Here is a 24,578-nt window from a genome sequence, read left to right on the forward strand (position 1 = left end):
CAATCATCAGGTAAGGCCCGCTCGAAACAGCCGGGCCTGTGAAGAAGGTTATTTGGCGACCGGCTCGGACTTGCCGTCGTAACGCTTGCGCCACTCGGCCAGCACCTTGTCGCGGTTCTCCGACGCCCAGGCGAAATCATTGCGGATCAGGCGTTGTTCGTAGTCCGTCGGCAGCTCGGGCAGGCGTTCGGCGATGCCCGGTTGCGCCAGGACCGCGAAGTTCGCTTTGTATAACTGCATCGCCTCGGAGCTGGCGGAGAAGTCAGCGAGTTTTCTGGCAGCCGCCAGCTTCGGCGTGCCTTTGATGATGGCGGTGGCTTCGATTTCCCAGCCCAGGCCTTCGGCAGGCAGGACGATGTCCAGCGGCGCGCCTTTGCGCTTGAGCTGGATGGCCGGGTATTCGAACGAAATGCCGATGGGGAACTCGCCGGCGGCGGCCAGCTTACAGGGCTTGGAGCCGGAATGCGTGTACTGGCCGATGTTCGCGTGCAGCTTGTCCATGTAGGCCCAGCCCTTGGTCTCGCCGAAGGTTTGCAGCCAGGCACTGACGTCCAGGTAACCGGTGCCGGACGACGCCGGATTGGGCATGACGATCTTGCCTTGGTACACGGGGTTGGCAAGGTCTTCCCAGCGGGTGGGCTTGGGCAGGCCGAGCTTTTGCGCCTCCACCGTATTGAAGCAGATGGCGGCGGCCCAGACGTCCATGCCGACCCAGGTGGGCGGCGTGTCGGCGTCGCGGTATTGGGCGGAAATCTGGCCGAGGTTCGCCGGGCTGTAGGCGTCCAGCAGGCCCTGCTGCTTGAGAATCGCCAGGCTCGAGCCTGCCAGACCCCAGACCGCATCGGCTTGGGGGCGATCCTTTTCCGCCAGCAGCTTGGCGGTGACGATGCCGGTGGAATCGCGCACCCACTTGATCTCGATGTCCGGGTTTTGCTGCTCGAAGGCCTGTTTGTAGGCCTTGAGCTGCTCGACTTCGAGGGCCGTGTAGACGGTCAGTTCGGTATTGGCATGGGCTTGCAGAACACAGGCGGCAAGCAGGCCGGCGGCCCAGGCAGTGCGTTTGGACATGGTACGGCTCCGTGTCAGTCAGTGAAGTTTTTCAGGAATGGGACGGCAATACGCCGCGGGCCAGTTGCGTGTTGATGTGGTCGATCACGGCGGGCAGTTCGGCAATCGTGTCGATCAGGTAATGCGGACGGCTTGCGGCAAACAAGCCGTCGATGCGCTCGCGCTCGGCCGCCAACTGCGGCGCCGACAGAGCCTGGAACTGCTCCCAGTCGAGGCCGAGAAAGTTGCCGGAAAACCTCAATGCCACGGTCCACATCCCTGCCCTGCGGCCTTCGAGGATGCCGGGCTCGGTGTCATCGACTTTCACGCAGGCGGCGACATCGTCCAGGCCCAGGGCGATCACGTTGGCCAATGCCTGCGCCGGGCTTGGCCGGCCTTTGGGCACGTCGTCGGTGGCGACCACATGGTCGGGGCTGAAACCCTTGGCGGCGGCCAGTTCGACGACCTTGTCCATCACCTGCCGGGGGTAGCCTGAGCAACTGCCGATCCTGAGGCCGCGCTGGCGCAGGACGGCGATGCTCTCCAGTGCGCCGGGAATCAGGTCCGAGTGGTCGGCGACCCTGGCGATCTGCAGCGGCATGAAGCGCTCATAGATAGCAGTCACGTCGTCATCGCTCGGTGCGCGCCCGAACCGGCGCGCAAACCGCTCCGCCACGCCCGGTTGGTTGCACAAGGTGCGGATGTGGTCCCATTTGCCCATGCCCATCGGGCCACGGGCTTCCTCCAGGCTGATCTCGATGTCGAAGCTGGCGAAGGCTTCAACGAAGATCCGTGTCGGCGCGAACGAACCGAAATCCACGACGGTCCCGGCCCAATCGAGAATCGCTGCCTGCAGGCGAGTTGGCGTTTGGTAGTGCATCAGAATCTCCAAAAAAAGTTTTCAAAGACCCGGCGCCGGCTGGCGCCAGGCCTGGGAGCGGCGCAGCAGGCGGCGCGACAGCATTGCAAGCAGCAGCGATACGCTGGCCGAGGTCAGCAAGATCAGCGTCGCCATCGCGGCGGCCCCGCCGACGTTGCCGGCGTCGTCCATGTTCAGCACGGCCACCGCAGCCAGAACGCTGTCAGGGCTGTAGAGAAAAATCGCCGCTGAGACCGTGGTCATCGCCGACACGAACAGATAACGAACGATGTCGAGCAACGCCGGCAGGCAAATGGGCAGCGTCACCCGCAGGAAGTGGCGAACCAGCGGGACTTTCAGCGCCAGGGCGGCAGCCTCGAACTCATCGTCGAGCTGGCGCAAGGCGGTACTGGCCGTCATATGCGCGGTGGTCAGGAAGTGCGCGACCGTACAGACCACCAGCAAGGCCAGGCTGCCGTAGAGGCTGCCGAGCGGATTGCCCGGCAGATTGAAAAAGAACACGTAGCCCAGGCCCAGCACCAGCCCGGGCACGGCCATCGGGACGAAGCTGAGCAGCCGCAGGGTGCGCGTCAATGCGCTCTGCCGGGTCTTCTCGATCAGGTAGGCACCGGTGAAGATCGCCAGGCTGCCGAACGCCGCGCTGCACACCGCCAGCAGCAGGCTGTTGCGATAGGCCAGCCAACCGCCGGGCAGTTCGGAGAAGGCGTAGTTGTCCAGGGACAAGGACAGGTCGTACGGCCAGAACTGCACGAGCGATGCGTACACTGCCATGCCGAACACGCCGAGCAGAACGCCGCCGATCAGTGCCGTTATGCTCAGGAAGGCTGCATCCCGCCCCCGCGACGGTTGCGGGTGATACACCTGGGCGAGGCCGCCCATGGCTTCGCGTTGAGTACGGCGCAGCCACATGTCCACGGCGAAACTGAGCAATGCGGGCAGCAGCAGAATCATGCCGATCAGCGCGCCGCGACCAAACTGCTGCTGGCCAACGACAGACTTGTAGGCTTCCAGCGCCAGCACCTGATAGTCGCCGCCGACCGTGACCGGCACGCCGAAGTCGGTGATGCACAAGGTGAACACCAGGCAGAAAGCCGCGAACACCCCTTGCCGGCTGCCGGGCCAGGTGATGGTGCGAAATGCCCGCCATGGCGAGGCGCCCATGCTTGAGGCCGCGTCGAACAGCCGTGCGTCCGCCAGCGCCAGCGCCGACATCAGCACCATCATGGCATGGGGAAAGGTGTAGATCGCCTGCCCCAGGACAATGCCCCAGAAACCATAGATGTTGCCGGCGCTGAAATCGCGCAGCAGCCCCTGGTTGCCGAACAGATAGATCAGCGCAATGCCGGGCAGCATCGAGGGAGCCAGCAGCGGCAGCAGCGAAAGGCCCCGCCACAGCGGCTTTGCCACGATGCAGGTGCGCTGCAATGCGTAGGCGAACGCATAGGCCAGCGGCACGACGATAAGCGCGACGGTCATTGAAACCGTCAGGCTGTTGCCCAGCAGCCAGCGGAAATTCGCACTGGCCAGCAGCGTCAGCGCCGCCTGCAGGCCTCCGCCCTGGCCGGCATCACCGCTGAAGGCGCGCCACAGCATGGCGAGCAATGGCAGCAATACCGCCAGCACCAGCAACACTAGCAGCAGCCACTGACCGCCGCGTATGAACAATCGGTCTGCCAGGTCACCGGGCACCTGAGGTACCTGCACTGCGGTCGGCTTGAGAATCATCGTGTTTTGCATATCAATTGAACACCTGCAGGCTGTGGGCCGGCAGCGCGATTTTCAGCCGCGCCTGGGGCAGCCCAGGCATGGCCTGCGGCTCCAGCTCGGCGAGCAGGGTGTGGCCGGGCAATGCGTCCAGCTCGAAGCTCAGGCGACAACGGTTGCCGAGGTAGGTCAGTTCGCGCAACTGCGCATCGAACAGGTTGGCTTCGGGCGTCGACGGATTGATCCGTATGGCTTCCGGACGGCAGAAGAGTCGACCGCTGCGCCCCACGTCAGCGCCCTCCACGCTGAGACTGAACCCGCCGACGCGAACCTGTCCGTCGTGCCCGCGCTCGAAAGGCAGCCAGTTGCCCTGGCCGACGAAATCAGCCACAAAGGCGCTCGCCGGCGCGCGGTAGATCTGTTGCGCACTGGCGAACTGTTCGACGCGGCCCTGATTGATCACCGCGATGCGATCGGCCATCAGCATCGCCTCGTCCTGGTTGTGGGTGACCATCAACGTGGTAATGCCCAGGCGTTTCTGCAGCTGACGCAACTCGCCGCACAGGTGCTCGCGCACCCGGGCATCGAGGGCCGACATCGGTTCATCGAGCAGCAACAGCGAGGGCGCCGGAGCCAGGGCGCGGGCCAACGCCACCCGCTGCTGCTGGCCGCCGGAGAGCTGGCCGGGATATTTTTTCTCGCTGCCACACAGCCCGACCAGTTCCAGCATCTCACCGACCCGGCTGCGGATCGTCTCGCGGTGGTTGCCCGTCAATCCATAGCCGATGTTCTGCTCCACGGTCAGGTTGGGAAACAGCGCATAGGACTGGAACAGAATGCCGTAGTCGCGAGCCTGCGGTGCCAGGGCGGAGACATCCCGCGCACCGATCATGATCGTGCCGCGGTCTTGCCGTTCCAGGCCCGCTATGCAGCGCAACAAAGTGGTCTTGCCGCAGCCGGAAGGCCCAAGCAGGCACACCAGCTCACCGGCGGCGATTTCCAGCGATACCCCGTCCAACGCCTTGAAGGCGCCGAAGCCTTTATGGATGTCGCGTATCTGCAGGTCTACGGAAGGTGTTCTTGTCATGACATAACCTCGATGAGCTGTCAGCTCGACGAGGGTCATGGTAGGCAGGCAGTACGAAGGCTTGATTGCAGTTGGCTAAAAGCTGCCGATAGTGGCATCGGCGGATTTGTGTAGCGAATTCAGGATGCGCTGGTCTCTCGTGCCAGGCCGAGGAATGCCGACGGCAGCCGGGCCTGGCGGCGCTCCTTGAGGCAGTACAGATACTCGGCGATCAGCGGCGCGCCTTCCAGCTCGACCACCTTGAGCTGTGGATTCTCCGGCACCTCGTGACGGGCGATGATGCTGATGCCGATGTTGCGCAGGACCGCTTCGCGAATCGACTCGCGACTGCCGATCTCCAGCAGCGGCCCGGTCGCCACCCCGGCCTCGCGCAGCAGCGTTGTGGTGAGCGCGCGGGTGGTGGATCCGGTTTCGCGCATCAGCAGGCAATGCCCGGCCAGGGCGCTCGGGGCGACACGGTCGTGGCTGGCCAATGGGTGCTCGCGATGTACCGCCAGCACCAGTGGATCGTGCCCCAGCACCAGCCGGGTCAGGCGCGCATCCTCGACCAGTTGCGAGGACGCGGCCAGGTCCACGCGATACTCCTCCAGCGCCTCGATGACCTGCAGTGAGTTGCCGATTTCCAGGGTCACTTCGCACAGCGCAAACTGCTCGCGAAAGGCCTTGATGATATCCAGCACGTAATACGGGGCGGTGGCGCCGATACGCAACGTGCCTTGCACCTGGCCGCTGTTGCGCAGGAAAAACTCGATGTCGGCCTCCTGCTGCAGCAGTTTCTGCACCATCGGCAACAGCTGCGCGCCCTGGTCACTGAGTGTCAGGCGGCGCCCGCCGCGATAGAACAGTTCAACGCCGTACTGGGCTTCCAGGCTGCGGATCTGCGTGGTCACTGTCGGCTGGCTGAGGCCGAGCTTCTTGGCCGCCTGAGTGACGCTGGCCAGGCGAGCGACCATGTGGAAAGACTTCAGCTCGGCGCTGAGCATGTTGTGACGCTCCAGAAAGTTGACGGGACAATCTACTCGAGAAAAATGATCTATTTGTGGCGAGGGAGCTTGCTCCCGCTCGGCTGCGAAGCAGTCGTAAAGCGCCGGGTGCGGTGTGTCTGATACTCCGATCTGGCAGGTTTTGGGGCCGCTTCGCGGCCCAACGGGAGCAAGCTCCCTCGCCACGGGTTTGTCGATTGCCTTGGTTGAACAGCATTACGCTTGCATCGCGGCGTTGACCTTGTAGCATCCCGGCATCGAAACGGGCCAGGATTTACCTGGTCGTCAGAAACGATCAAGATTGCACCGGTTCGTCTACCCTCACAATGCGCCAGGCCAACGCGGCTCCTCAACGCGTGCCTGGCGCTTGAACACTCACGCCCTACATGCACCGGAGATTTACATGCTCAAGCGTACCCTGGCACTGGCCGTCGGTTTGACCCTGTCCCTGAACTCCCTTCTGACGCAGGCGGCCGACACCTTGAAGGTCAGCGCGATCCCCGATGAAGCGCCGACCGAACTGCTGCGCAAGTTCAAGCCGCTGGGGGCGTACCTGGAGCAGAAAATCGGCATGAAAGTCGAGTTCGTACCGGTGAGCGATTACCCCGCCGTGGTCGAGGCGCTGGCCACCGACCGGATCGACCTGGCCTGGCTGGGCGGTTTCACCTTCGTGCAGGCCCGCCTGAAGACGGGTAACGCCATTCCGCTGGTGCAGCGCGAACAGGATGCCCAGTTCACCAGTAAATTCATCAGCGCCGACCCTGCGGTCAAATCCCTGGCCGACCTCAAGGGCAAAAGCTTTGCCTTCGGTTCGATCTCTTCCACCTCCGGCAGCCTGATGCCGCGTTATTTCATGCTCAAGGACGGCATCAAGCCGGAAACCTATTTCAGCCGCGTCGGCTACTCGGGCGCCCATGATGCGACGGCCGCCTGGGTCCAGGCGGGCAAGGTCGATGCCGGCGTGCTCAACGCCAGCGTCTGGGACAAACTGGTGGCGGCGGGCAAGGTCGACACCAGCAAGGTCAAGGTGTTCGCTACTACCCCGGCCTACTTCGATTACAACTGGACCGTGCGCGGCACGCTCGACCCGGCGCTGGCGGCGAAGATCAAGGCGGCGTTCCTGGACCTCGATCCGGCGAACCCGAAGGACAAGGAAATCCTTGATCTGCAGGCCGCCAGCCGCTTCATCGAGACCAAGCCCGAGAACTACAAAGGCATCGAAGAAGCCGCACGCGCCGCCGAACTGCTGAAATGACATTACGTCTGACCCGAGCCAGCGTCATCCACGCCAACGGTGCGCAGGCGCTGCGTGGCGTGGATCTGCACATTGGCGCGGGGGAACAGGTCGCCATCATCGGCCCGTCCGGCGCGGGCAAGTCGAGCCTGCTCAATGTGCTCGCAACCGCCCTGCGGCCGGGCGCTGGCGAGGTGCAGGTACTGGGCGAGCCAGTCTGGCAATTGTCCGCGCGCCGGCGGCAGCGTCTGCGCGCACGCATCGGCCTGGTCCACCAGGCGCCTCCCCTGCCGCCGCGCCAACGGGTGGTCACCGCAGTGCTGGCCGGCAAGCTCGGCCAGTGGGGCCTGGGCAAGAGCCTGCTGAACCTGCTGCACCCGCTGGACATTCCCGGGGCTCGGGCGGCGTTGGCCCGGCTGGACCTGGGCGACAAGCTGTTCGCGCAATGCCAGCAGTTGTCCGGTGGCCAGCTGCAACGTGTCGGCATTGCCCGCGTGTTGTACCAGGCGCCCGAGGTATTACTTGCGGACGAGCCGGTATCGGCGATGGACCCGGTGTTGGCCGAGCACACACTTGCGGTGCTCTGCCAGCATGCCCGGGAGCACCGCGTGACCCTGGTCACCAGCCTCCACGCGGTGGAGCTGGCGCTGGCGCATTTTTCCCGGATCATCGGTCTGCGTGACGGGCAGATTCTATTCGACTTGCCGACCGAAGCGGTCGACCGCCAACTGCTCGACACGCTTTATGCCAACGAGCAGTTGGAATCCATGTCGAGTCCTCCACCACCTACGAGCGTGCAGATTCCGCGATGCTGAAGCGTGACGCCCGGGACCCCGCCACCCGCCCTCGCCTGCTCCTGACCCTGTTGGCCCTGGCCCTGCTGTGGCCGGGTATTCGGTTCAGCGAGGTCGACCTCGGCGTGCTGCTGGCCAGCGACAGCCAGAGTGAGATGGGCCGGTTCGTCGCGGCGTTCTGGCCACCGGCCCATGACGAGACGTTTGTCGACCTGCTACTGCAAGCCACCCTGCAGACACTGGCGATTGCCACCGCCGGCATGGCCCTGGCGCTGCTGGTGGCCGTTCCCGCCAGCCTGCTGGCCAGTCGCGCATTGTCATTGTCGGCCGCCTACCGCTCCGGCAAACCTGGCAACCTCGGCCAATGGTTGCGTTGGCCAGTACGCGGCCTGTTGATCTTCCTGCGCAGCGTGCCGGAAATCGTCTGGGCCTTGCTCTTCGTGCGCGCTGTCGGCCTGGGTCCGACGGCCGGGGTGCTGGCGATCGCCATCACGTACAGCGGCATGCTGGGCAAGGTCTATGCGGAAATCTTCGAATCGGTCGACCAGCGCCCGGCACACGCTTTGATGCAGGCCGGCAGCGGCCGGCTCGCGGCGTTCTGCTACGGGATCCTGCCCAACGTCGCCGCCGAGCTGCTGTCGTACACCGTGTACCGCTGGGAATGCGCCATCCGCGCGTCAGTGGTGATGGGTTTTGTCGGCGCGGGTGGCCTGGGCCAGCAGATGGACCTGTCGTTGCGCATGTTCGCCGGCGGTGAAGTGGCCAGCCTGCTGCTGACCTTCCTGGTGCTGGTGATGTTCGCCGATCAGCTCAGCCGCCTGCTGCGCTGGAGACTGGCATGAATCGGCTGTTCAACGTGCTATTGCTGCTGGGCATTTGTGCGGCGGTCGTCGCTTCGTTCGGCTATCTGGGCATCGACCTGGGCGCGTTGGGTGACAGCGCGAGCCTCAAGCAGATGACCGCTTATGCGCAACGCTTCCTCAGTCCGGACCTGAGCCCGGCGTACCTCAAGGCGATCGGCCACGGCGCACTGGAAACCATCGCCATGTCCGCCATCGGCACATTGCTCGCGGCGGTGTTGGGGCTGGCACTGGCACTGCCGGCCGCCGGGCGCCTTGGCTGGCCGTTGCAAAGCGCCTCGCGCCTGGTGTTGAACGCGTTGCGCGCGGTTCCGGAACTGGTGTGGGCGGCGCTGATGGTGTTTGCCGCCGGGCTCGGCCCCAATGCCGGTACGCTGGCGCTGACCCTGCATACCGTCGGCGTGCTCGGCCGGCTGTTTGCCGAGGCGCTGGAAAATACCCCGTCGCAACCCGCCGATGCGATCCGTTTGCAAGGTGGCAGCGCGCTCGCGGCTTTCTGCTACGGCACCCTGCCCAACCTGATGCCGCAGCTGCTCGCCTACACCCTCTACCGCTGGGAAAACAACATCCGTATGGCCAGTGTGCTGGGCTTCGTCGGCGCCGGCGGCCTGGGCCAGATGCTCTATGTCAGCCTCAGCCTGTTCCAGGAAGCCCAAGGCAGCACGGTGATCCTGGCCATGCTGTTGCTGGTCTTCATAGTCGATACCCTGAGCGGTTGGAGCCGCCAGCGCTGGGTCAAGGCCTGACGGCTGCCCGGCGCGCCGTCACCACAGCGCCATCGTGTAACTGACGATCAGGCGATTTTCGTCCAGGTCATTGCCAAAGTTCGAGCGCACCGAGGCATTGCGCCATTTGAGCCCCAGCCCCTTCAACGTGCCGTCCTGGATCGCGTAGGCGATATCGCTGTTGCGCTCCCATTCCTTGCCTTCACCCGGCGCGCTGCGTTGCACGTTGTCGCCACTGATGTAGCGGGTCATGAACGTCAGCCCCGGCACGCCGAGGCCGGCAAAGTTGTAGTCGTAACGGGCCTGCCAGGAGCGCTCCTCGACATTGGCGAAATCACCGATCTGGACGAAGTTGACCAGGTACGGATCGCTGCGCGAGATGTAGGGAAATGGGTCGTCGCCGCTCATGCGTTGGTAACCCAGGCCCAGCGCGTGCCCATCGAGGCTATAGGTGAACATCGCGCCGAACGCCTGGTTGTCGATAGCGCGGAAGCTGCCGTCCTCGGTGCTGCGGGAGTAACGCACGTCGCTTTTCAATGATTGCCCCGCGCCCAGGTCCAGGCTATGGACCAAGCCCAGGTAGTTCTGTTGGTAGATGTCCTCCAGTTTGCCGTAGCGGTATTGCGCCGTGAGATTCGGCAGGAACTGGTAGTCCGCTCCGGCGAACTGGAAGCGGTCGCTGATGCCTCCAATGCGGTTGGCCGTCATGTCCTGATAGTGGGTGGAGTCGACGAAGTTGATCTGTGTAAGCTGTCCGGCGGTCAGCTTCAAACGGTCAATTTCCTGCACGCTCAACAACCCGCCCTTGAAGGTTCCCGGCAGCAGGCGCGTATCGTTGGAATTGACCACCGGGTCCTTGATTTGCAGGGTGCCCACTTTCAGGGTGCTGTTGGACAAGCGTGCCTTCGCGGTCAGGCCAAGTTCGCCGTAGCGGTCCTGGGAACCCCCGGACGAGTCTGCCGGCAACAGATTGGTGCCTGCCGTGCCGCCGCCCGAATCCAGTTTGAAACCGGCCATGGCCAACGCATCCAGCCCGAAACCCAAGGTCCCGGCGGTGTAGCCCGACTCCATGCGCAACAGAAAGCCTTGCGCCCACTCCTCGGCCTTGTCCCGCGCGCCCTCCTGCCGAAAATCGCGGTTGAAATAGAAGTTGCGGGCTTCCAGGCTGGCTTTGCTGTCGCTGATGAAATCGGCGTGAGCACTCGACGCGCTCATCAGACCGAGGCCGAGCAAAGTGCCCACGGGTTTACGGTTGAAGTGATTAGCGATGAAACGGTACATGGCGTGCTCCTTTTTTATGGGCGCGAGTGTTCCCGTCGGGGACGGCTGGCGCGCCTCGCTTATTGTTTGGGGCAGTGTCTTGAACGTCGCCCATGGAGGCGGCGTGACGTTCTCGCAAGAGAGACGATGAACCCGTGGCGAGGGAGCTTGCTCCCGCTGGGCTGCGCAGCAGACCCATTTTATGAACGCTTCGCGCTCAAGCGGGAGCAAGCTCCCTCGCCACGGGATATCAATCGCTCAAGCGAACCACATTGACGTCGAGGCAGATTCTTCCCACCGGCGCCGGACAGCGTCAAACGGGAAAAAAGCCGGCTCGGGCATAAGAAAATCTGATGCATGCTGGGTCGCAGCTGGTCTGACTTCGCTGCCTCGATCGTCGGATAACTTTTTGTTGTCAGGGGGTAAAAGTTTTCCTTGTTGGACGCCGTCGTCCGGGGCTTCTACAAAGGAGCTCTAACAAAAAACCAATGGAGATCTCAGATGCCGCCGTCCGCCCTGACATTCGAACAACTGCAGCAGTGTTCGCCCCAGTCCCTGCGCCAGAACATCGCGGCCGGTCGCTACCACGGCCACACCAGCGGCCTGGGCCAGGGCCGGGTGCAAGCCAACATCGTGATCCTGCCGGATGACTGGGCCGACGAATTCCTGCGCTACTGCACGCTCAACCGTCAGGCGTGTCCGGTGCTGGACGTGAGCGAACCGGGGGATCCGTTCCTGCGCAACCTCGGCGCGCCCATCGATATCCGCCACGAAGTGCCGCGCTATCGGGTCTTTCGTCACGGCGAGTTGAGCGAAGAGCCGATGGACATCGAACACCTGTGGCAGGACGACATGGTGACCTTCGCCCTCGGCTGCTCGTTCTCGTTCGAGCAACCCTTGCTGGAGGCCGGTATACGCCTGAGGCACATTGACCTGGGGCGCAACGTTGCCATGTTCCGCACCAACATCGACACGCGCCCCACCGCGCGCCTGTCTGGCAAAATGGTCGTGAGCATGCGCCCGATGAAGGCCGCCGCGGCGATCCAGGCGATCCAGATCACCGGACGCATGCCCAACGTCCATGGCGCCCCGGTCCACATCGGTGATCCGTCGCTGATCGGCATTGATTCCCTGGACACGCCGGACTATGGCGACGCGGTGCCGGTGGAAGCCGACGAGGTCCCGGTGTTCTGGGCCTGTGGCGTGACGCCGCAATCGGTGGTGCAGGCTTCGCGACCGCCGCTGTGCATCACCCACGCACCGGGTTGTATGCTGGTGACCGACGTTTTGAACAGCGCGTTGTGATACCCGACCTGAAATGGAGATCTGATGAACAGCCCGCAGCGATCAATCGAACATTACATCCGCGCCAAGGACGGCAACCGCCCTCACCTGCTGGACCAGGCCTTCATCCAGGACGCAGTCCTGGACATGGTGGTCCGCACCGGCTCCATCGCCTTCCCGGAGCATGTCGCAGGTCGTGGCGCGATCGGTGAAGTGCTGGTGAGTCGGTTCAACCAGGCGTTCGAGAACGTCTACACGTTCTGCCTGGGCAACCCTCCTCATGCCAACGTCCGCACCTACGAGTGCAAATGGTTGGTCGCGATGTCGGACAAACACAGCGGTGAGGTCAGGGTCGGTTGTGGCCGCTACGACTGGCGATTCAGCGCCGAGTCCGGGCTGTCCGAGGGGCTCACGATAACCATCGAACACATGAAGACCCTGCCGGCAGCCGAGCTTACGGAAGTCATGGCCTGGGTGTCGGGTCTGGAATATCCGTGGTGCGACGCCGCTGCGATCCTCGGCGAGGTGCCGGATTCAAGGGCGCTTGAAGACGTGGTCCAGTACCTCTCGTCCAGGGATTGCAGGACCGGTTGATCACCGGCGCTCCCGGACAATCCAATACCTTGCCCCGCCCGTTTCAGGAGCCGCCGCCCATGAATATCAAGTTTCTGGAAACCTTCGTCTGGGTCGCCCGCCTGAAGAGCTTTCGCCTCACGGCGGAAAAGCTGTTCACCACCCAGGCGTCGATTTCCAGCCGAATTGCAGCCCTGGAAGACGAGTTGGGCGTGCGTCTGTTCGTGCGTGATTCCAAGGGCGTGTCATTGACTTCCGAAGGCCAGCGGGTGCTGGAGTACGCCGAGCGCATCATGGACACCATGCACAGCATGAAAGCCGTGATCAAGGACCCACGCCAGGTACGCGGGCGGATTCGCATCGGCGCGATGGACACGGTGATCCATACCTGGCTCAGCCCGTTGGTCACGCGCCTGATGGAATGCTACCCGGCGCTGGAAATCGAATTGTCGGCCGACACCGCGAGCAACCTGTGCACGCAACTGGAGAAAGGCTACCAGGACATCATTTTCCAGACCGACATCCTGCGCCTCGACAGCGTGCGCAATGCGCTCCTGACGCGTTATCCGATGCACTGGGTGGTGCGCAGCGGCTCATCCTTTGACCGCCACTACGCATCGCTGGACGAACTGTCCCAGGAGCGCATCGTGACCTTCTCGCGCAACTCCCGGCCCCACCAGGACCTCCTGAACATGCTGCACTCGGCCAATATCGTCTCGCCGCGGATCAATTGCGTGAATTCCGCCTCGGCGATCACCCGCCTGGTTCGTGACGGCTTTGGTATCGGCGCCATGCCGGCGGCGCTGGTGGTAGGCGAATTGAACCAGGGCAGCTTGACGCTGGTGGACGGCGTGCCGCTGCCGTCGGTGATGGACATCGTCGCCAGTTGGCGGACCGGCGCGGGCATGGAGCGGGTTGAAGACATCGTCAGCCTGACGCGGGAAGTGGTGGACGACTACGTGGGGCAACTGCCGGCGCCGTACCGGTTGGTGGTAAGCGAGGCCCCGGCGAACTGTCAGTGAACTGCAACATCCCGGACTTATTCTCGGCTGAGCACGCCGCGGCGAACCGCTGCCGGCGCCCGCTCGGGATGGTCCAGGGAGTCCGCCATGAAAATCAGTGTGTTCGGCAGTGGTTACGTTGGATTGGTGCAAGCCGTCGTGTTGGCCGAGGTCGGTCATGACGTGATGTGCATGGACATCGATGAGCAGAAGATCGAGCTCCTGCGTCAGGGCCAGGTGAGCATTTTCGAACCGGGCCTGGCGACGCTGGTGCGCGAGGGGCTGGAAGCCGGACGCTTGCGCTTTACCTGTGATGAACAGGTTGCGGTGCAGCATGGGCAGGTCCTGTTTATTGCCGTGGGAACCCCCTCCAGGGAGGACGGCTCGGCGGATTTGCGCCAGGTCCTCGCCGTTGGTGAGGCGGTCGCCCGCCATCGCGAACAGCCAATTGTTGTCGTGGAGAAGTCCACCGTGCCGGTGGGCACCGGCGACATCCTGCGAGCGCACATCGATCGATGCCTGCTCAAGGCCGGTCGCCTGCTGCAGTTCGATATCGTCTCCAACCCCGAATTTCTCAAGGAAGGCTCGGCGGTCGCCGATTGCCGCCGCCCGGATCGCATCGTGATCGGCTGCGAGCGTGAGGAGGTGCGCGAAACCATGCGCGACCTGTATGCGCCGTTCAACCGCAACCACGACCGGATCCTGTTCATGGACGTGCGCAGCGCGGAGCTGACCAAATATGCCGCCAACGGCATGCTGGCGACCAAGATCAGCTTCATCAACCAGATCGCCGAACTGGCCGAACACCTCGGCGCCGACATCGAGTCGGTGCGCCAGGGTATCGGCGCCGACTCGCGCATCGGCTATCACTTCATCTACCCAGGCTGCGGCTACGGCGGTTCATGTTTCCCCAAGGACATGCGCGCCTTGATCCACACGGCCGAGCAGGCGCGTTGCTCCAGCGATCTGCTGCAAGCGGTGGAAACCATCAACCAGCGGCAGAAACACAAGTTGTTCGAACGCATCCAGGCCTTCTACCAGGGTGACCTGCGGGGCAAGACCTTTGCGCTGTGGGGCCTGGCCTTCAAGCCCAACACCGACGACATGCGCGACGCGCCCAGTCGCACCCTGTTGGAAGCGCTGTGGTCCGCCGGGGCCAGCGTCCGGGCGTTTGATCCGGAGGCCATGCAACAGACCCAGCTGCTCTATCCCAATGAAGCGAAACTGATGCTCATGGGCACACCGGAATCGGTGCTGGCCGGGTCCGACGCGTTGATCATCTGCACCGAATGGCAGTCGTTCAAGGCGCCGGACTTCCAGTTGATCCAGCAACGCCTCAAGGCGCCGGTGATTTTTGACGGGCGCAACCTCTACGACCCGGATCGCATGGCCGACAAAGGCTTCAGCTATTTCCCGATGGGCCGGGGGCAATCCCGCGAATTACCCATCGCGCAGCCGTCGTGGCCGCGAGCCAGAAGTGCCTGACGTTCATTGCTTCAAAATAAATGCACTCAACCAGCATTAATATGAATTTGTAAGCAAGGTTGGCTGGCGGCACACTGTACATCGTTCCTCCCCCAATTGTTGGAACACTTAAAGGGCTTTCAGGGATTCTCCCGTAAGCCCCTTTTTTTGTTCGTTTTTTGGATGTTCGCTTGATGTTTGCTCGCTGGTTCCCCGCTGCTATCAATACCCGCCCCACCGAATGGAGTCGCGCCGCCATCGGCATGGCCCTTGGAACAATGTTCAGTGTCTGGCTCTGTGGCCAGGTATTCGGTCTTGAAGTGGCGCAACACCTGATCGGCCCGCTCGGCGCCTCGGCCGTGCTGTTGTTTGCGGTGTCATCAGGTGCCCTGGCCCAACCCTGGTCGATCTTCGGTGGTTATCTGTGCGCATCGGTCGTGGCGTTGCTGGTCGCCCATGTGCTCGGCCGCACGCTGGGTAGCGCATGCCTGGCGGCCGGCATGGCACTGGTGCTGATGTGCTGGCTGCGTTGCCTGCATCCACCGGCCGGCGCCTTGGCGGCGACGCTGGTGCTGGCAGACGCATCCATCGTCGCCCTCGACTGGCAGGCGCTTGGCGCCGCCATGCTGGCCGGCTCCGGCCTGCTCGTCTTCGCGCTGGCCTACAACAACTTCACGCGGGTGCGCTATCCCAAGCGTGCCAGCGAGCCGGCAGCGGTGATTCCCGCCGACCATCCCCCCGTCGATCGCCAGGCGATCACCGCCGAAGACTTGAAACTTGCGCTTGAGGAAATGGAAGCATTCTTCGACGTAACCCCCGAAGATCTCGAACAATTGATCCACGCCAGCGAGCGGCATGCCAAGCGTCGCAGCATCACGGAGGTGCTGTCGGGTCGCGGCTGAGCCTGTGGCTGCTATAAATATGCAGACAGGACCTGCACGTATCCCGGTTGTGCAATGCAAATTTGCGCTGTTACGATCCCGACCGGGTACGCGCTTAAAAATTTATAAAGAACAATAAAAGCAGGGAGTTAGCGATGACAGTTCAGGTTTCATCCCAAGCTGCGGGCAGCATCGAAACCGCGCCATACGAGGTGTTGGTCGACGTTCGCAACCACATCGGCCACCTGACCCTGAACCGCCCCGCCGGCCTGAACGCCCTTACCCTGGGCATGGTGCGCAGCTTGCAGCAGCAACTCGATAGCTGGGCCACCGATTCGCAGATCCGCGCCGTTGTCTTGCGCGGAGCCAGCGACAAGGCGTTTTGTGCGGGCGGCGATATCCGCTCGCTGTACGACAGCCACAAGCAGGGCGACACCCTGCACGAAGACTTCTTCGTCGAGGAATACGCCCTTGACCTGACTATCCACCATTACCGCAAACCGATCCTCGCCTTGATGGACGGTTTCGTGCTGGGCGGCGGCATGGGTCTGGTGCAAGGCGCCGATCTGCGGGTGGTGACCGAGCGTAGCCGACTGGGCATGCCCGAGGTCGGCATTGGCTATTTCCCGGATGTCGGCGGCAGCTATTTCCTGCCGCGCATTCCCGGTGAACTGGGTATCTACCTGGGCGTCAGCGGGGTGCAGATCCGCGCTGCCGACGCGCTGTACTGCGGCCTGGCCGACTGGTATCTCGACAGCCAGAAAATCACCCAGCTCGATGAACGTCTCGACCGCCTGGACTGGCGCGATTCACCGCTCAAGGACCTGCAAAGCCTGCTAGCGAAAATGGCGGTCCAACAGTTGCCTGCCCCGCCCCTGGCCGACTTGCGGCCGGCCATCGATCATTTCTTCGCCCTGCCGGATGTACCGAGCATGGTCGAGCAGTTGCGCCAGGTCACGGTCGCCAACAGCCACGGGTGGGCGCTGAAGACCGCCGAGCTGCTGGAAACCCGCTCACCCCTGGCGATGGCGGTGACCCTCGAAATGCTGCGACGCGGCCGGCACCTGAGCCTGGAAGACTGTTTTGCCCTGGAGCTGCACCTGGACCGGCAATGGTTCGCGCGCGGCGACCTGATCGAAGGCGTACGTGCCCTGCTGATCGATAAAGACAAGAACCCGCGCTGGAACCCACCGACCCTGGAGGCGCTGGACGCCGACCATGTGGCGAGTTTCTTCGACGGCTTCGACTACCACGGGAATTGAACATGCACGACCTTGAGCTGACCGAAGAACAAGTGATGATCCGCGACATGGCCCGTGATTTCGCCCGGGGTGAAATCGCGCCCCACGCCCAGGCCTGGGAAAAAGCCGGCTGGATCGACGATGGGCTGGTGGCAAAAATGGGCGAGCTGGGCCTGCTGGGCATGGTGGTGCCCGAGGAATGGGGCGGTACCTATGTCGACTACGTGGCCTACGCCCTGGCGGTGGAGGAAATCTCGGCAGGTGACGGTGCTACTGGAGCACTGATGAGCATCCACAACTCCGTAGGTTGCGGGCCGGTGCTGAATTTCGGCAGCGATGAGCAGAAACAGACCTGGCTGGCGGATCTCGCCAGCGGCCAGGCCATCGGCTGCTTCTGCCTGACCGAACCACAGGCCGGCTCCGAGGCGCACAACCTGCGTACGCGGGCGGAACTGAAAGATGGTCAATGGGTAATCAACGGCGCGAAGCAGTTCGTCAGCAATGGCAAGCGCGCCAAGCTGGCTATCGTATTTGCCGTGACGGATGCGGATCTTGGCAAAAAAGGCATTTCGGCGTTCCTGGTGCCCACCGACACGCCCGGTTTCATCGTTGACCGCACCGAACACAAGATGGGCATTCGTGCGTCGGACACCTGTGCCGTCACGCTGAGCAACTGCACCATTCCCGAAGCCAACCTGCTGGGCGCACGGGGCAAGGGCCTGGCCATCGCCCTGTCCAACCTCGAAGGTGGGCGCATCGGCATCGCCGCCCAGGCCCTGGGCATCGCCCGTGCGGCATTCGAAGCGGCCCTGGCCTATTCCCGGGATCGGGTGCAGTTCGACAAACCGATCATCGAACACCAGAGCATCGCCAATCTGCTGGCCGACATGCACACCCGCCTGAACGCCGCTCGCCTGCTGATCCTGCATGCCGCGCGGCTTCGCAGCGCCGGCAAGCCGTGCCTGTCGGAGGCGTCGCAAGCCAAGCTGTTCGCCTCGGAAATGGCCGAGAAAGTCTGCTCCTCGGCGATTCAGATCCATGGCGGCTATGGCTATCTTGAGGATTACCCGGTGGAGCGCTATTACCGCGACGCGCGGATTACCCAGATCTACGAAGGGTCGAGCGAGATTCAGCGGATGGTGATTGCTCGGGAGCTCAGGCACTACCTGGTGTAACGCCAAAAGCTTCGCGAGCAGGCTCGCTCCCACAGGGCTCAGAGGAAGCGTCAGCCTGGAGACTATCCCTCGTGGCGAGGGAGCTTGCTCCCGCTGGCCTGCGAAGCGGGCCCCTGCATTTCTCCAGGTGAATCGCATTGACCGGTTTTGCGACTGCTGCGCAGCCGAGCGGGAGCAAGCTCCCTCGCCACGGAGGATCGGTTCAGTATCGCAATGCTGTGAGGGCGGGCTTGTGTGGGAGCGGGCTTGCTCGCGAACTCGGTATGTCTGTCCCGGCGATGCTGAATGTACTGGCCCCATCGCGAGCAGGCTCGCTCCCACAGGGCTCAGGGGCAGCGTCAGCCTGGAGACCATCCCCTGTGGCGAGGGAGCTTGCTCCCGCTGGCCTGCGAAGCGGGCCCCTGCATTTCTACAGGTGAATCGCATTGACCGGTTTTGCGACTGCTGCGCAGCCGAGCGGGAGCAAGCTCCCTCGCCACGGAAGATCAGTTCAGTATCGCAATGCTGTGAGGGCGGGCTTGTGTGGGAGCGGGCTTGCTCGCGAACTCGGTATGTCTGTCCCGGCGATGCTGAATATACTGGCCCCATCGCGAGCAGGCTCGCTCCCACAGGGCTCAGGGGCAGCGTCAGCCTGGAGACCATCCCCTGTGGCGAGGGAGCTTGCTCCCGCTGGCCTGCGAAGCGGGCCCCTGCATTTCTCCAGGTGAATCGCATTGACCGGTTTTGCGACTGCTGCGCAGCCGAGCGGGAGCAAGCTCCCTCGCCAGGGAGGATCGGTTCAACGCCGCATTACTTGTCCTGAAACTCCGCCGCGCGTTTGGCCACGAACGCCGCCATGCCTTCTTTCTGATCCAGCGTGGCGAACGCCGCGTGGAATACCCGGCGTTCAAAACGCACGCCCTCGGACAGGCTGACTTCGAAGGCGCGGTTGACGCTCTCCTTGACCATCATGCTGATGGGCACCGATTTGGAGGCGATCAAGGCCGCGGTTTTCAGGGCTTCGTCCAGCAACTCGTCAGCCGGAACGATACGCGCCACGATGCCGCAACGCTCGGCTTCCACCGCATCGATGAAGCGTCCGGTCAGGCACATCTCCATAGCCTTGGCCTTGCCCACCGCACGGGTCAGGCGTTGGGTGCCGCCCATGCCCGGCAGCACGCCGAGATTGATTTCCGGCTGACCGAACCTGGCGTTGTCACCGGCCAGGATGAAGTCGCACATCAGGGCCAGTTCGCAGCCGCCGCCCAAGGCAAAACCGTTCACCGCCGCGATGATCGGCTTGCGGCGATTGGCAACCCGGTCGCTGTCGCTGAACAGGTCGTCCAGGTAGATCTGCGGATAGGTCAGTTCGGCCATCTCCTTGATATCGGCGCCAGCGGCAAAGGCTTTTTTCGAGCCGGTCAGGACGATGCAGCCGATCTTCGGATCCGCCTCCAGGCCGTCCAGCGCCTGGTTCAGCTCGCTGACGATCTGCGCATTCAGGGCGTTCAGCGCCTGGGGACGGTTGAGAGTGATCAGGCCAACACGGTCCTTGATCTCCAATAAAATCGTTTCGTAGCTCATGCGGGACTCCTGTTCAAAGGTTGCGCGAAATGACCATGCGCTGAATGTCGCTGGTGCCTTCGTAGATCTGACAGACCCGCACGTCGCGGTAGATGCGCTCCAGCGGGAAATCGTTGAGGTAACCGTAGCCACCGAGGGTTTGCAGGGCCATGGAGCAGACCTTCTCGGCCATTTCCGAGGCGAACAGCTTGGCCATGGACGCTTCTACCAGCGCCGGCTGGCCGGCATCGCGCAGCGCGGCGGCGTAGTGCACCATCTGCCGCGCCACTGCGATCTGGGTCGCCATGTCGGCCAGGCGGAACGCCACGGCCTGATGCTCGATGATCGGCTTGCCAAAGCTCTGGCGTTCACGGGCATAGTCGCGAGCGGCTTCGAACGCCGCGCGGGCCATGCCCACCGACTGCGCCGCGATGCCGACTCGCCCGCCTTCGAGGTTCGCCAGGGCGATCCTGTAGCCGTCACCCTCCTCCCCGAGACGATTGGCCACCGGCACCTTCACATCCTCGAAAAGGATCTGGCAGGTATCGGAAGCATGCTGGCCGAGTTTGTCCTCGACCCGCGCGACGCTGTAGCCCGGCGAATCGGTCGGCACAATGAACGCACTGATGCCACGCTTGCCGGCGCTCGGGTCGGTGACAGCAAACACGATCACCACGCCAGCGTTCTGTCCGGACGTGATGAACTGTTTGCAACCGTTGAGCACGTAATGATCGCCCTCCAGCCGCGCCCGCGTCTTCAGGCTGCTGGCGTCGGAGCCAGCCTGGGGCTCGGTCAGGGCGAAAGCGCCGAGCATCGCGCCACTGGCCAGCGGCGTGAGGAACCGGGCCTTTTGCTCGTCGGTGCCGAACTTGAGGATCGGCACGCAGCCCACCGAGTTGTGCACGCTCATGATCGTCGAGCAGGCACCGTCGCCGGCGGCGATTTCCTCCAGGGTCATCGCATAGGCCAGGTAACCGGTGTCACAGCCGCCCCACTGCTCCGGCACCAGCATGCCGAAAAAGCCCAGTTCGGCCATTTCAGCGATGGCCTCCTTGGGGAAGCGGTGCTCACGGTCCCATTCGGCGGCGAACGGCTTCAGGCGCTCCTGGGCGAATTGCCGGGCCATGTCGCGGATCTGGGTCTGTTCTTCAGTCGCAAGCATTGTGATTCCTCAGTACAGGCATTCAACGGCCATGGCGGTGGCTTCGCCGCCGCCGATGCAGATCGCCGCGACGCCGCGCTTGAGGCCTTTCTGGCGCAGGGCCGAGAGCAGCGTCACGAGGATCCGCGCGCCGGATGCGCCGATCGGGTGGCCCAGGGCACAGGCGCCGCCGTGGACGTTGACCTTGTCGTGGGGAATTTCCAGCTTGTCCATGGTCACCAGGCCGACCACGGCGAAAGCTTCGTTGACTTCGAACAGATCGACGTCGCCCAGCGACCAGCCGGTCTTGCTCATCAGTTTTTTCATTGCACCAATCGGTGCCGTGGGAAACAGGCCGGGGGCGTCGGCGAACGCGGCGTGGCCGTGAATCACCGCCAGCGGTTTCAGACCGCGCTGCTGCGCCTGGCTCTGGCGCATCAACACCAGGGCGGCGGCGCCATCGGAAATCGAGCTGGCGTTGGCCGCCGTCACCGTACCACCGTCGCGGAACGCCGGCTTGAGCGTGGCGATCTTGTCGATCCGCGCCTTGGGCGGCTGCTCGTCGTGACGGATGGTGACCTGTTCCTTGCCGACCATGACCTGCACCGGCACGATCTCGGCGTCAAAGCTGCCATCCTTGATCGCCTGCTGGGCACGGGTGGTGGACGCGATGGCGAAGGCATCCTGGGCCTCACGGCTATAGCCGTTGGTCTCGGCGCAGTCTTCGGCGAAAGTGCCCATCAGGCGGCCCTTGTCGTAGGCGTCTTCGAGGCCGTCGAGGAACATATGGTCGAGCACCTTGCCATGGCCCATGCGCAAGCCGCTGCGAGCACGATCGAGCAGGTACGGCGCGTTGGACATGCTTTCCATACCGCCAGCCACCACCACTTCAGCGCTGCCGGCGACGAGCATGTCGTGGGCGAGGATCGCCGCTTCCATGCCCGAACCGCACATCTTGTTGAGCGTGGTGCAGCGGGTCGATTTATCGAGCCCGGCGCCCAGCGCCGCTTGGCGTGCCGGCGCCTGGCCCTGCCCTGCGGCGAGCACGCAACCGAACAGCACTTCTTCAACCGCCTGCGGCGAAATGCCGGCGCGCTCCACGGCGGCCTTGATGGCGGCGGAACCCAGCTGCGGCGCGCTGAGGCTTTTCAGCTCGCCCTGGAAGCCGCCCATCGGGGTGCGGACGGCGCTGACAATGACAATCGGATCGTTGGACATGACAAATCCTCCTATTTGGCGGCCATGCGCAAGGCGCCGTCGAGACGGATCACCTCGCCGTTGAGCATGCTGTTTTCAATGATATGCCGGACCAGCGCGGCGTACTCGGCGGGTTTGCCCAGGCGCGGCGGGAACGGCACGCCGGCGGCCAGGGAGTCACGTACTTGCGGCGTCATGCCGGCCATCATCGGGGTTTCGAAGATCCCTGGAGCGATGGTCATCACGCGGATACCGAAGCGTGCCAGTTCACGGGCGGCTGGCAGCGTCAGGCTGGCAATCGCGCCCTTGGACGCCGCGTAGGCGGCCTGGCCGATCTGACCGTCGAAAGCGGCTACCGAGGCGGTATTGATGATCACGCCGCGTTCGCCGTCGGCGTTGGCCTCGGTTTCGGCGATGGCCGCTGCAGCCAGGCGCAGCAGGTTGAAGCTGCCGATCAGGTTGACGTTGATCACCTGGCTGAAGCTTTCGAGTGCGTGCGGGCCGTTCTTGCCGAGGATTTTCTCGCCGCGCACGATGCCTGCGCAATTGACCAGACCGTTCAAGCCGCCGAACGCATCCACCGTGGCCTTGACTGCCGCTTCTACGGCCGCTTCGTTACTGATGTCGGCGACCACGCTCCGGCAACCGAGCTTTTGCGCCTGGCCGGCCACCGCATCGGCGTTGAGGTCGACCAGCATCACCTTGGCGCCGGCCTTGACGAGCATTTCGCCAGTGGCCGCGCCGAGGCCGGAAGCACCGCCGCTGACGAGAAAAATCTTGTTATCGATCTGCATCATGGTTTCCTTGGATTCAAGCTGAAACGTTCTGCGCCACGGCCTCTTGAGCCTTGGCGATCTCCTGGTTGCGCAAGATAAAGCGCTGCAACTTGCCGCTGGGGGTCTTCGGCAAGTCGCTGACAAATTCGATTTCACGGGGGTATGCATGGGCCGCGAGGCGCTTGCGCACATGCTGGCGCAATTCTTCGGCCAGCTCCGGCGCTGCGCGGTACTGAGCGCTGAGCACCACAAAAGCTTTCACCAGCTCGGTGCGCTCAGGGTCGGGTTTGCCAATGACCGCGGCTTCTACCACGGCCGGATGCTCGATCAGCGCGCTTTCCACGTCGAACGGGCCAACGCGATAGCCGGACGTGGTGATCACGTCGTCGCTGCGGCCGACGAAGCTGATGCTGCCGTCGGGGTTGGATTCGACGGTATCGCCACTCAGGTAATAATCGCCGACGAACGCCTTGGTCGGCCCGCCTTCGTAACCGGCGAACCAGCACATCGGCGACTGGCTGCGATCGACGGCAAGAATGCCTGGCTGCCCTACCCCCAACTCCCGTTGATTTTCATCCAGCACCACGATGCGGTGGCCCGGCGAGGCAAAACCGGCCGCGCCCAAATGCACCGGGTGGTCGAGACCGTGGTGGTTGCACAGCACCATGCCCAGCTCGGTCTGGCCGTAATGGTCATGGATCACCACGTTCAGGTTGTCGGCAAACCAGCGAATCACTTCCGGATTCAGCGGCTCGCCGGCGCTGCTGACGATGCGCAGCTTGCCCTTGATCGACCGAGCGAACTGCTCACCGCCAGCGATCAGCAAACGGTAGGCCGTTGGTGAGCCCGCCAGGTTGCTGATGGCGTATTTGTTGATCACCCGGCAGGTGCTTTCCAAGGTGAAGGGCCCATCGTAGAAGGTGATCGGATGCCCAAGCGCCAGAGGCCCGGTCACGCCGAAATAGATGCCGTAGGCCCAGCCTGGGTCGGCGACGTTCCAGAACGCGTCTTCGGGACGCAGATCCACGGCGTCACGCATGTAGCTCTGGAATGCGACGATGGCCTTGAGCTGAACCGACAGCGCCTTGGCCGGCCCGGTGGTGCCGGAGGTGAACATCAGCAGGAACGGATCTTCGCCGGTCAGCATCAGCGGTTCGCACTGGTCGGAATGGTTGGCCAGTTCGGCCCAGAAACTGTAATCGCCGCGGACGATGCCCTGGCCCTTCGCCCCGCCGACCGTAACGATGGTGGGGCCCCCGAGCACTTCGTTGAGCTTGGGCCGGTTGCTGGCGTCAGTGACCACCACGCGCGCGCCGGAACTGCCGAGGCGGTGCTCGATGGCCTTGGGTCCGAATGCGGTGAACAGGGGCTGGTAGACCGCGCCGATACGCCAGGTGGCGAGCACCACGATCAGAAGTTCGGCATTGCGCGGCAGCAGGCCGGCGACCTTGTCGCCCTTGCCGACACCTTGGGCGCGCAGGAAGTTGGCGAAACGCGCGGCGTTGTCCTGCAGGTCACGGTAAGTCCACGTCGCATCGCTGCCGTCACGCCCCTCCCAGAACAAAGCGATGCGCCCCGGCAAGGCATGCCGGTCGCAACATTCCACGCAGGCGTTGAGCGCCTCGAGCGAACCGTGCAAAGCGGCATTGGCGGTGTGCAGGTAATCGAACTGCGACGTGGCGGACGAATAATCGCGCATGACCAGAATCCCTCTGTACTTTTTATTGGT

22 protein-coding genes are annotated in these 24,578 nt (G+C 63.5%); 11 read left to right on the plus strand and 11 right to left on the minus strand.

Going from position 1 to position 24,578, the window contains the following annotated elements; genetic code table 11:
* Nucleotides 1-48: 48 nt before the first annotated feature.
* The 5 genes from M1E16_RS13995 to M1E16_RS14015 all read right to left on the minus strand — a co-directional run bounded on the left by M1E16_RS13995 (nt 49) and on the right by M1E16_RS14015 (nt 5,701).
* Nucleotides 49-1,068 (minus strand): putative 2-aminoethylphosphonate ABC transporter substrate-binding protein, encoded by a 1,020-nt coding sequence (locus M1E16_RS13995; protein WP_434568383.1) that lies wholly within the window; start codon nt 1,066-1,068, stop codon nt 49-51.
* A gap of 31 nt (nt 1,069-1,099) precedes the next feature.
* On the minus strand, nt 1,100-1,927 hold the full coding sequence (gene phnX / locus M1E16_RS14000; RefSeq protein ID WP_458127581.1) for a phosphonoacetaldehyde hydrolase: 828 nt from the start codon (nt 1,925-1,927) through the stop codon (nt 1,100-1,102).
* A gap of 21 nt (nt 1,928-1,948) precedes the next feature.
* A complete protein-coding gene (locus M1E16_RS14005; protein WP_458130328.1) occupies nt 1,949-3,652 on the minus strand; it encodes a putative 2-aminoethylphosphonate ABC transporter permease subunit in 1,704 nt (567 codons plus the stop codon).
* Nucleotides 3,653-3,665: 13 nt separating this feature from the next.
* The gene (locus tag M1E16_RS14010; RefSeq protein ID WP_458127582.1) at nt 3,666-4,718 is read right to left on the minus strand and encodes a putative 2-aminoethylphosphonate ABC transporter ATP-binding protein; all 1,053 of its coding nucleotides are present in this window, start codon (nt 4,716-4,718) and stop codon (nt 3,666-3,668) included.
* 119 nt (nt 4,719-4,837) lie between these two features.
* On the minus strand, nt 4,838-5,701 hold the full coding sequence (locus M1E16_RS14015; protein WP_434568379.1) for a LysR substrate-binding domain-containing protein: 864 nt from the start codon (nt 5,699-5,701) through the stop codon (nt 4,838-4,840).
* A 403-nt stretch (nt 5,702-6,104) separates the two neighbouring features.
* Between M1E16_RS14015 and M1E16_RS14020 the strand changes: the two genes are divergently transcribed.
* Genes M1E16_RS14020 through phnE form a run of 4 tightly spaced genes read left to right on the plus strand, consistent with a single transcriptional unit; the run spans nt 6,105 to nt 9,335 of the window.
* Nucleotides 6,105-6,956 carry a putative selenate ABC transporter substrate-binding protein gene (locus M1E16_RS14020; RefSeq protein WP_458127583.1) on the plus strand — a complete coding sequence of 284 codons (852 nt, stop codon included), beginning with the start codon at nt 6,105-6,107 and terminating at the stop codon, nt 6,954-6,956.
* On the plus strand, nt 6,953-7,750 hold the full coding sequence (locus M1E16_RS14025; protein ID WP_458127584.1) for a phosphonate ABC transporter ATP-binding protein: 798 nt from the start codon (nt 6,953-6,955) through the stop codon (nt 7,748-7,750). The genes M1E16_RS14020 and M1E16_RS14025 overlap by 4 nt, the downstream gene beginning before the upstream one ends.
* Complete coding sequence (locus tag M1E16_RS14030; protein WP_434697684.1) at nt 7,744-8,571, plus strand: PhnE/PtxC family ABC transporter permease; 828 nt, start codon at nt 7,744-7,746, stop codon at nt 8,569-8,571. Before M1E16_RS14025 ends, M1E16_RS14030 begins: the two co-directional genes overlap by 7 nt.
* Nucleotides 8,568-9,335: a phosphonate ABC transporter, permease protein PhnE gene (phnE, locus tag M1E16_RS14035; protein WP_458127585.1), complete on the plus strand. Its 768-nt coding sequence runs from the start codon at nt 8,568-8,570 to the stop codon at nt 9,333-9,335. The genes M1E16_RS14030 and phnE overlap by 4 nt, the downstream gene beginning before the upstream one ends.
* 18 nt (nt 9,336-9,353) lie before the next feature.
* Here the strand turns inward: phnE and M1E16_RS14040 are convergent, their stop codons facing one another.
* A complete protein-coding gene (locus M1E16_RS14040; RefSeq protein WP_458127586.1) occupies nt 9,354-10,595 on the minus strand; it encodes an OprD family porin in 1,242 nt (413 codons plus the stop codon).
* Nucleotides 10,596-11,075: 480 nt separating this feature from the next.
* On the opposite strand from M1E16_RS14040, the gene M1E16_RS14045 reads away from it, so the two are divergent.
* From M1E16_RS14045 to M1E16_RS14075, 7 genes are all read left to right on the plus strand, one after another.
* Entirely contained in the window at nt 11,076-11,879 is an 804-nt protein-coding gene (locus M1E16_RS14045; protein WP_458127587.1) for a putative hydro-lyase, read from the plus strand.
* Between the two features lie 24 nt (nt 11,880-11,903).
* Nucleotides 11,904-12,452 carry a hypothetical protein gene (locus tag M1E16_RS14050; protein WP_458127588.1) on the plus strand — a complete coding sequence of 183 codons (549 nt, stop codon included), beginning with the start codon at nt 11,904-11,906 and terminating at the stop codon, nt 12,450-12,452.
* A gap of 59 nt (nt 12,453-12,511) precedes the next feature.
* Complete coding sequence (locus M1E16_RS14055) at nt 12,512-13,453, plus strand: LysR family transcriptional regulator (RefSeq protein WP_458127589.1); 942 nt, start codon at nt 12,512-12,514, stop codon at nt 13,451-13,453.
* An 87-nt stretch (nt 13,454-13,540) separates the two neighbouring features.
* Nucleotides 13,541-14,917: a UDP-glucose dehydrogenase family protein gene (locus M1E16_RS14060; RefSeq protein ID WP_458127590.1), complete on the plus strand. Its 1,377-nt coding sequence runs from the start codon at nt 13,541-13,543 to the stop codon at nt 14,915-14,917.
* A 173-nt stretch (nt 14,918-15,090) separates the two neighbouring features.
* Complete coding sequence (locus tag M1E16_RS14065) at nt 15,091-15,798, plus strand: HPP family protein (RefSeq protein ID WP_458127591.1); 708 nt, start codon at nt 15,091-15,093, stop codon at nt 15,796-15,798.
* A gap of 134 nt (nt 15,799-15,932) precedes the next feature.
* A complete protein-coding gene (locus M1E16_RS14070) occupies nt 15,933-17,039 on the plus strand; it encodes an enoyl-CoA hydratase/isomerase family protein (RefSeq protein ID WP_458127592.1) in 1,107 nt (368 codons plus the stop codon).
* A 2-nt stretch (nt 17,040-17,041) separates the two neighbouring features.
* Complete coding sequence (locus M1E16_RS14075; RefSeq protein WP_434698205.1) at nt 17,042-18,193, plus strand: acyl-CoA dehydrogenase family protein; 1,152 nt, start codon at nt 17,042-17,044, stop codon at nt 18,191-18,193.
* Between the two features lie 789 nt (nt 18,194-18,982).
* Here M1E16_RS14075 and M1E16_RS14080 read toward each other — a convergent pair.
* The 5 genes from M1E16_RS14080 to M1E16_RS14100 are packed head-to-tail and all read right to left on the minus strand — an operon-like array spanning nt 18,983 to nt 24,548.
* Nucleotides 18,983-19,756: an enoyl-CoA hydratase gene (locus M1E16_RS14080; protein WP_458127593.1), complete on the minus strand. Its 774-nt coding sequence runs from the start codon at nt 19,754-19,756 to the stop codon at nt 18,983-18,985.
* A gap of 13 nt (nt 19,757-19,769) precedes the next feature.
* Nucleotides 19,770-20,897 carry an acyl-CoA dehydrogenase gene (locus tag M1E16_RS14085; RefSeq protein WP_434630989.1) on the minus strand — a complete coding sequence of 376 codons (1,128 nt, stop codon included), beginning with the start codon at nt 20,895-20,897 and terminating at the stop codon, nt 19,770-19,772.
* 9 nt (nt 20,898-20,906) lie between these two features.
* Entirely contained in the window at nt 20,907-22,094 is a 1,188-nt protein-coding gene (locus tag M1E16_RS14090; RefSeq protein ID WP_458127594.1) for an acetyl-CoA C-acyltransferase, read from the minus strand.
* An 11-nt stretch (nt 22,095-22,105) separates the two neighbouring features.
* Nucleotides 22,106-22,867 carry an SDR family NAD(P)-dependent oxidoreductase gene (locus M1E16_RS14095; protein ID WP_458127595.1) on the minus strand — a complete coding sequence of 254 codons (762 nt, stop codon included), beginning with the start codon at nt 22,865-22,867 and terminating at the stop codon, nt 22,106-22,108.
* Nucleotides 22,868-22,883: 16 nt separating this feature from the next.
* Nucleotides 22,884-24,548: an AMP-binding protein gene (locus M1E16_RS14100; RefSeq protein ID WP_458127596.1), complete on the minus strand. Its 1,665-nt coding sequence runs from the start codon at nt 24,546-24,548 to the stop codon at nt 22,884-22,886.
* Nucleotides 24,549-24,578: the final 30 nt, after the last annotated feature.

It is taken from the genome of Pseudomonas sp. Z2-11 (genome assembly GCF_054161305.1).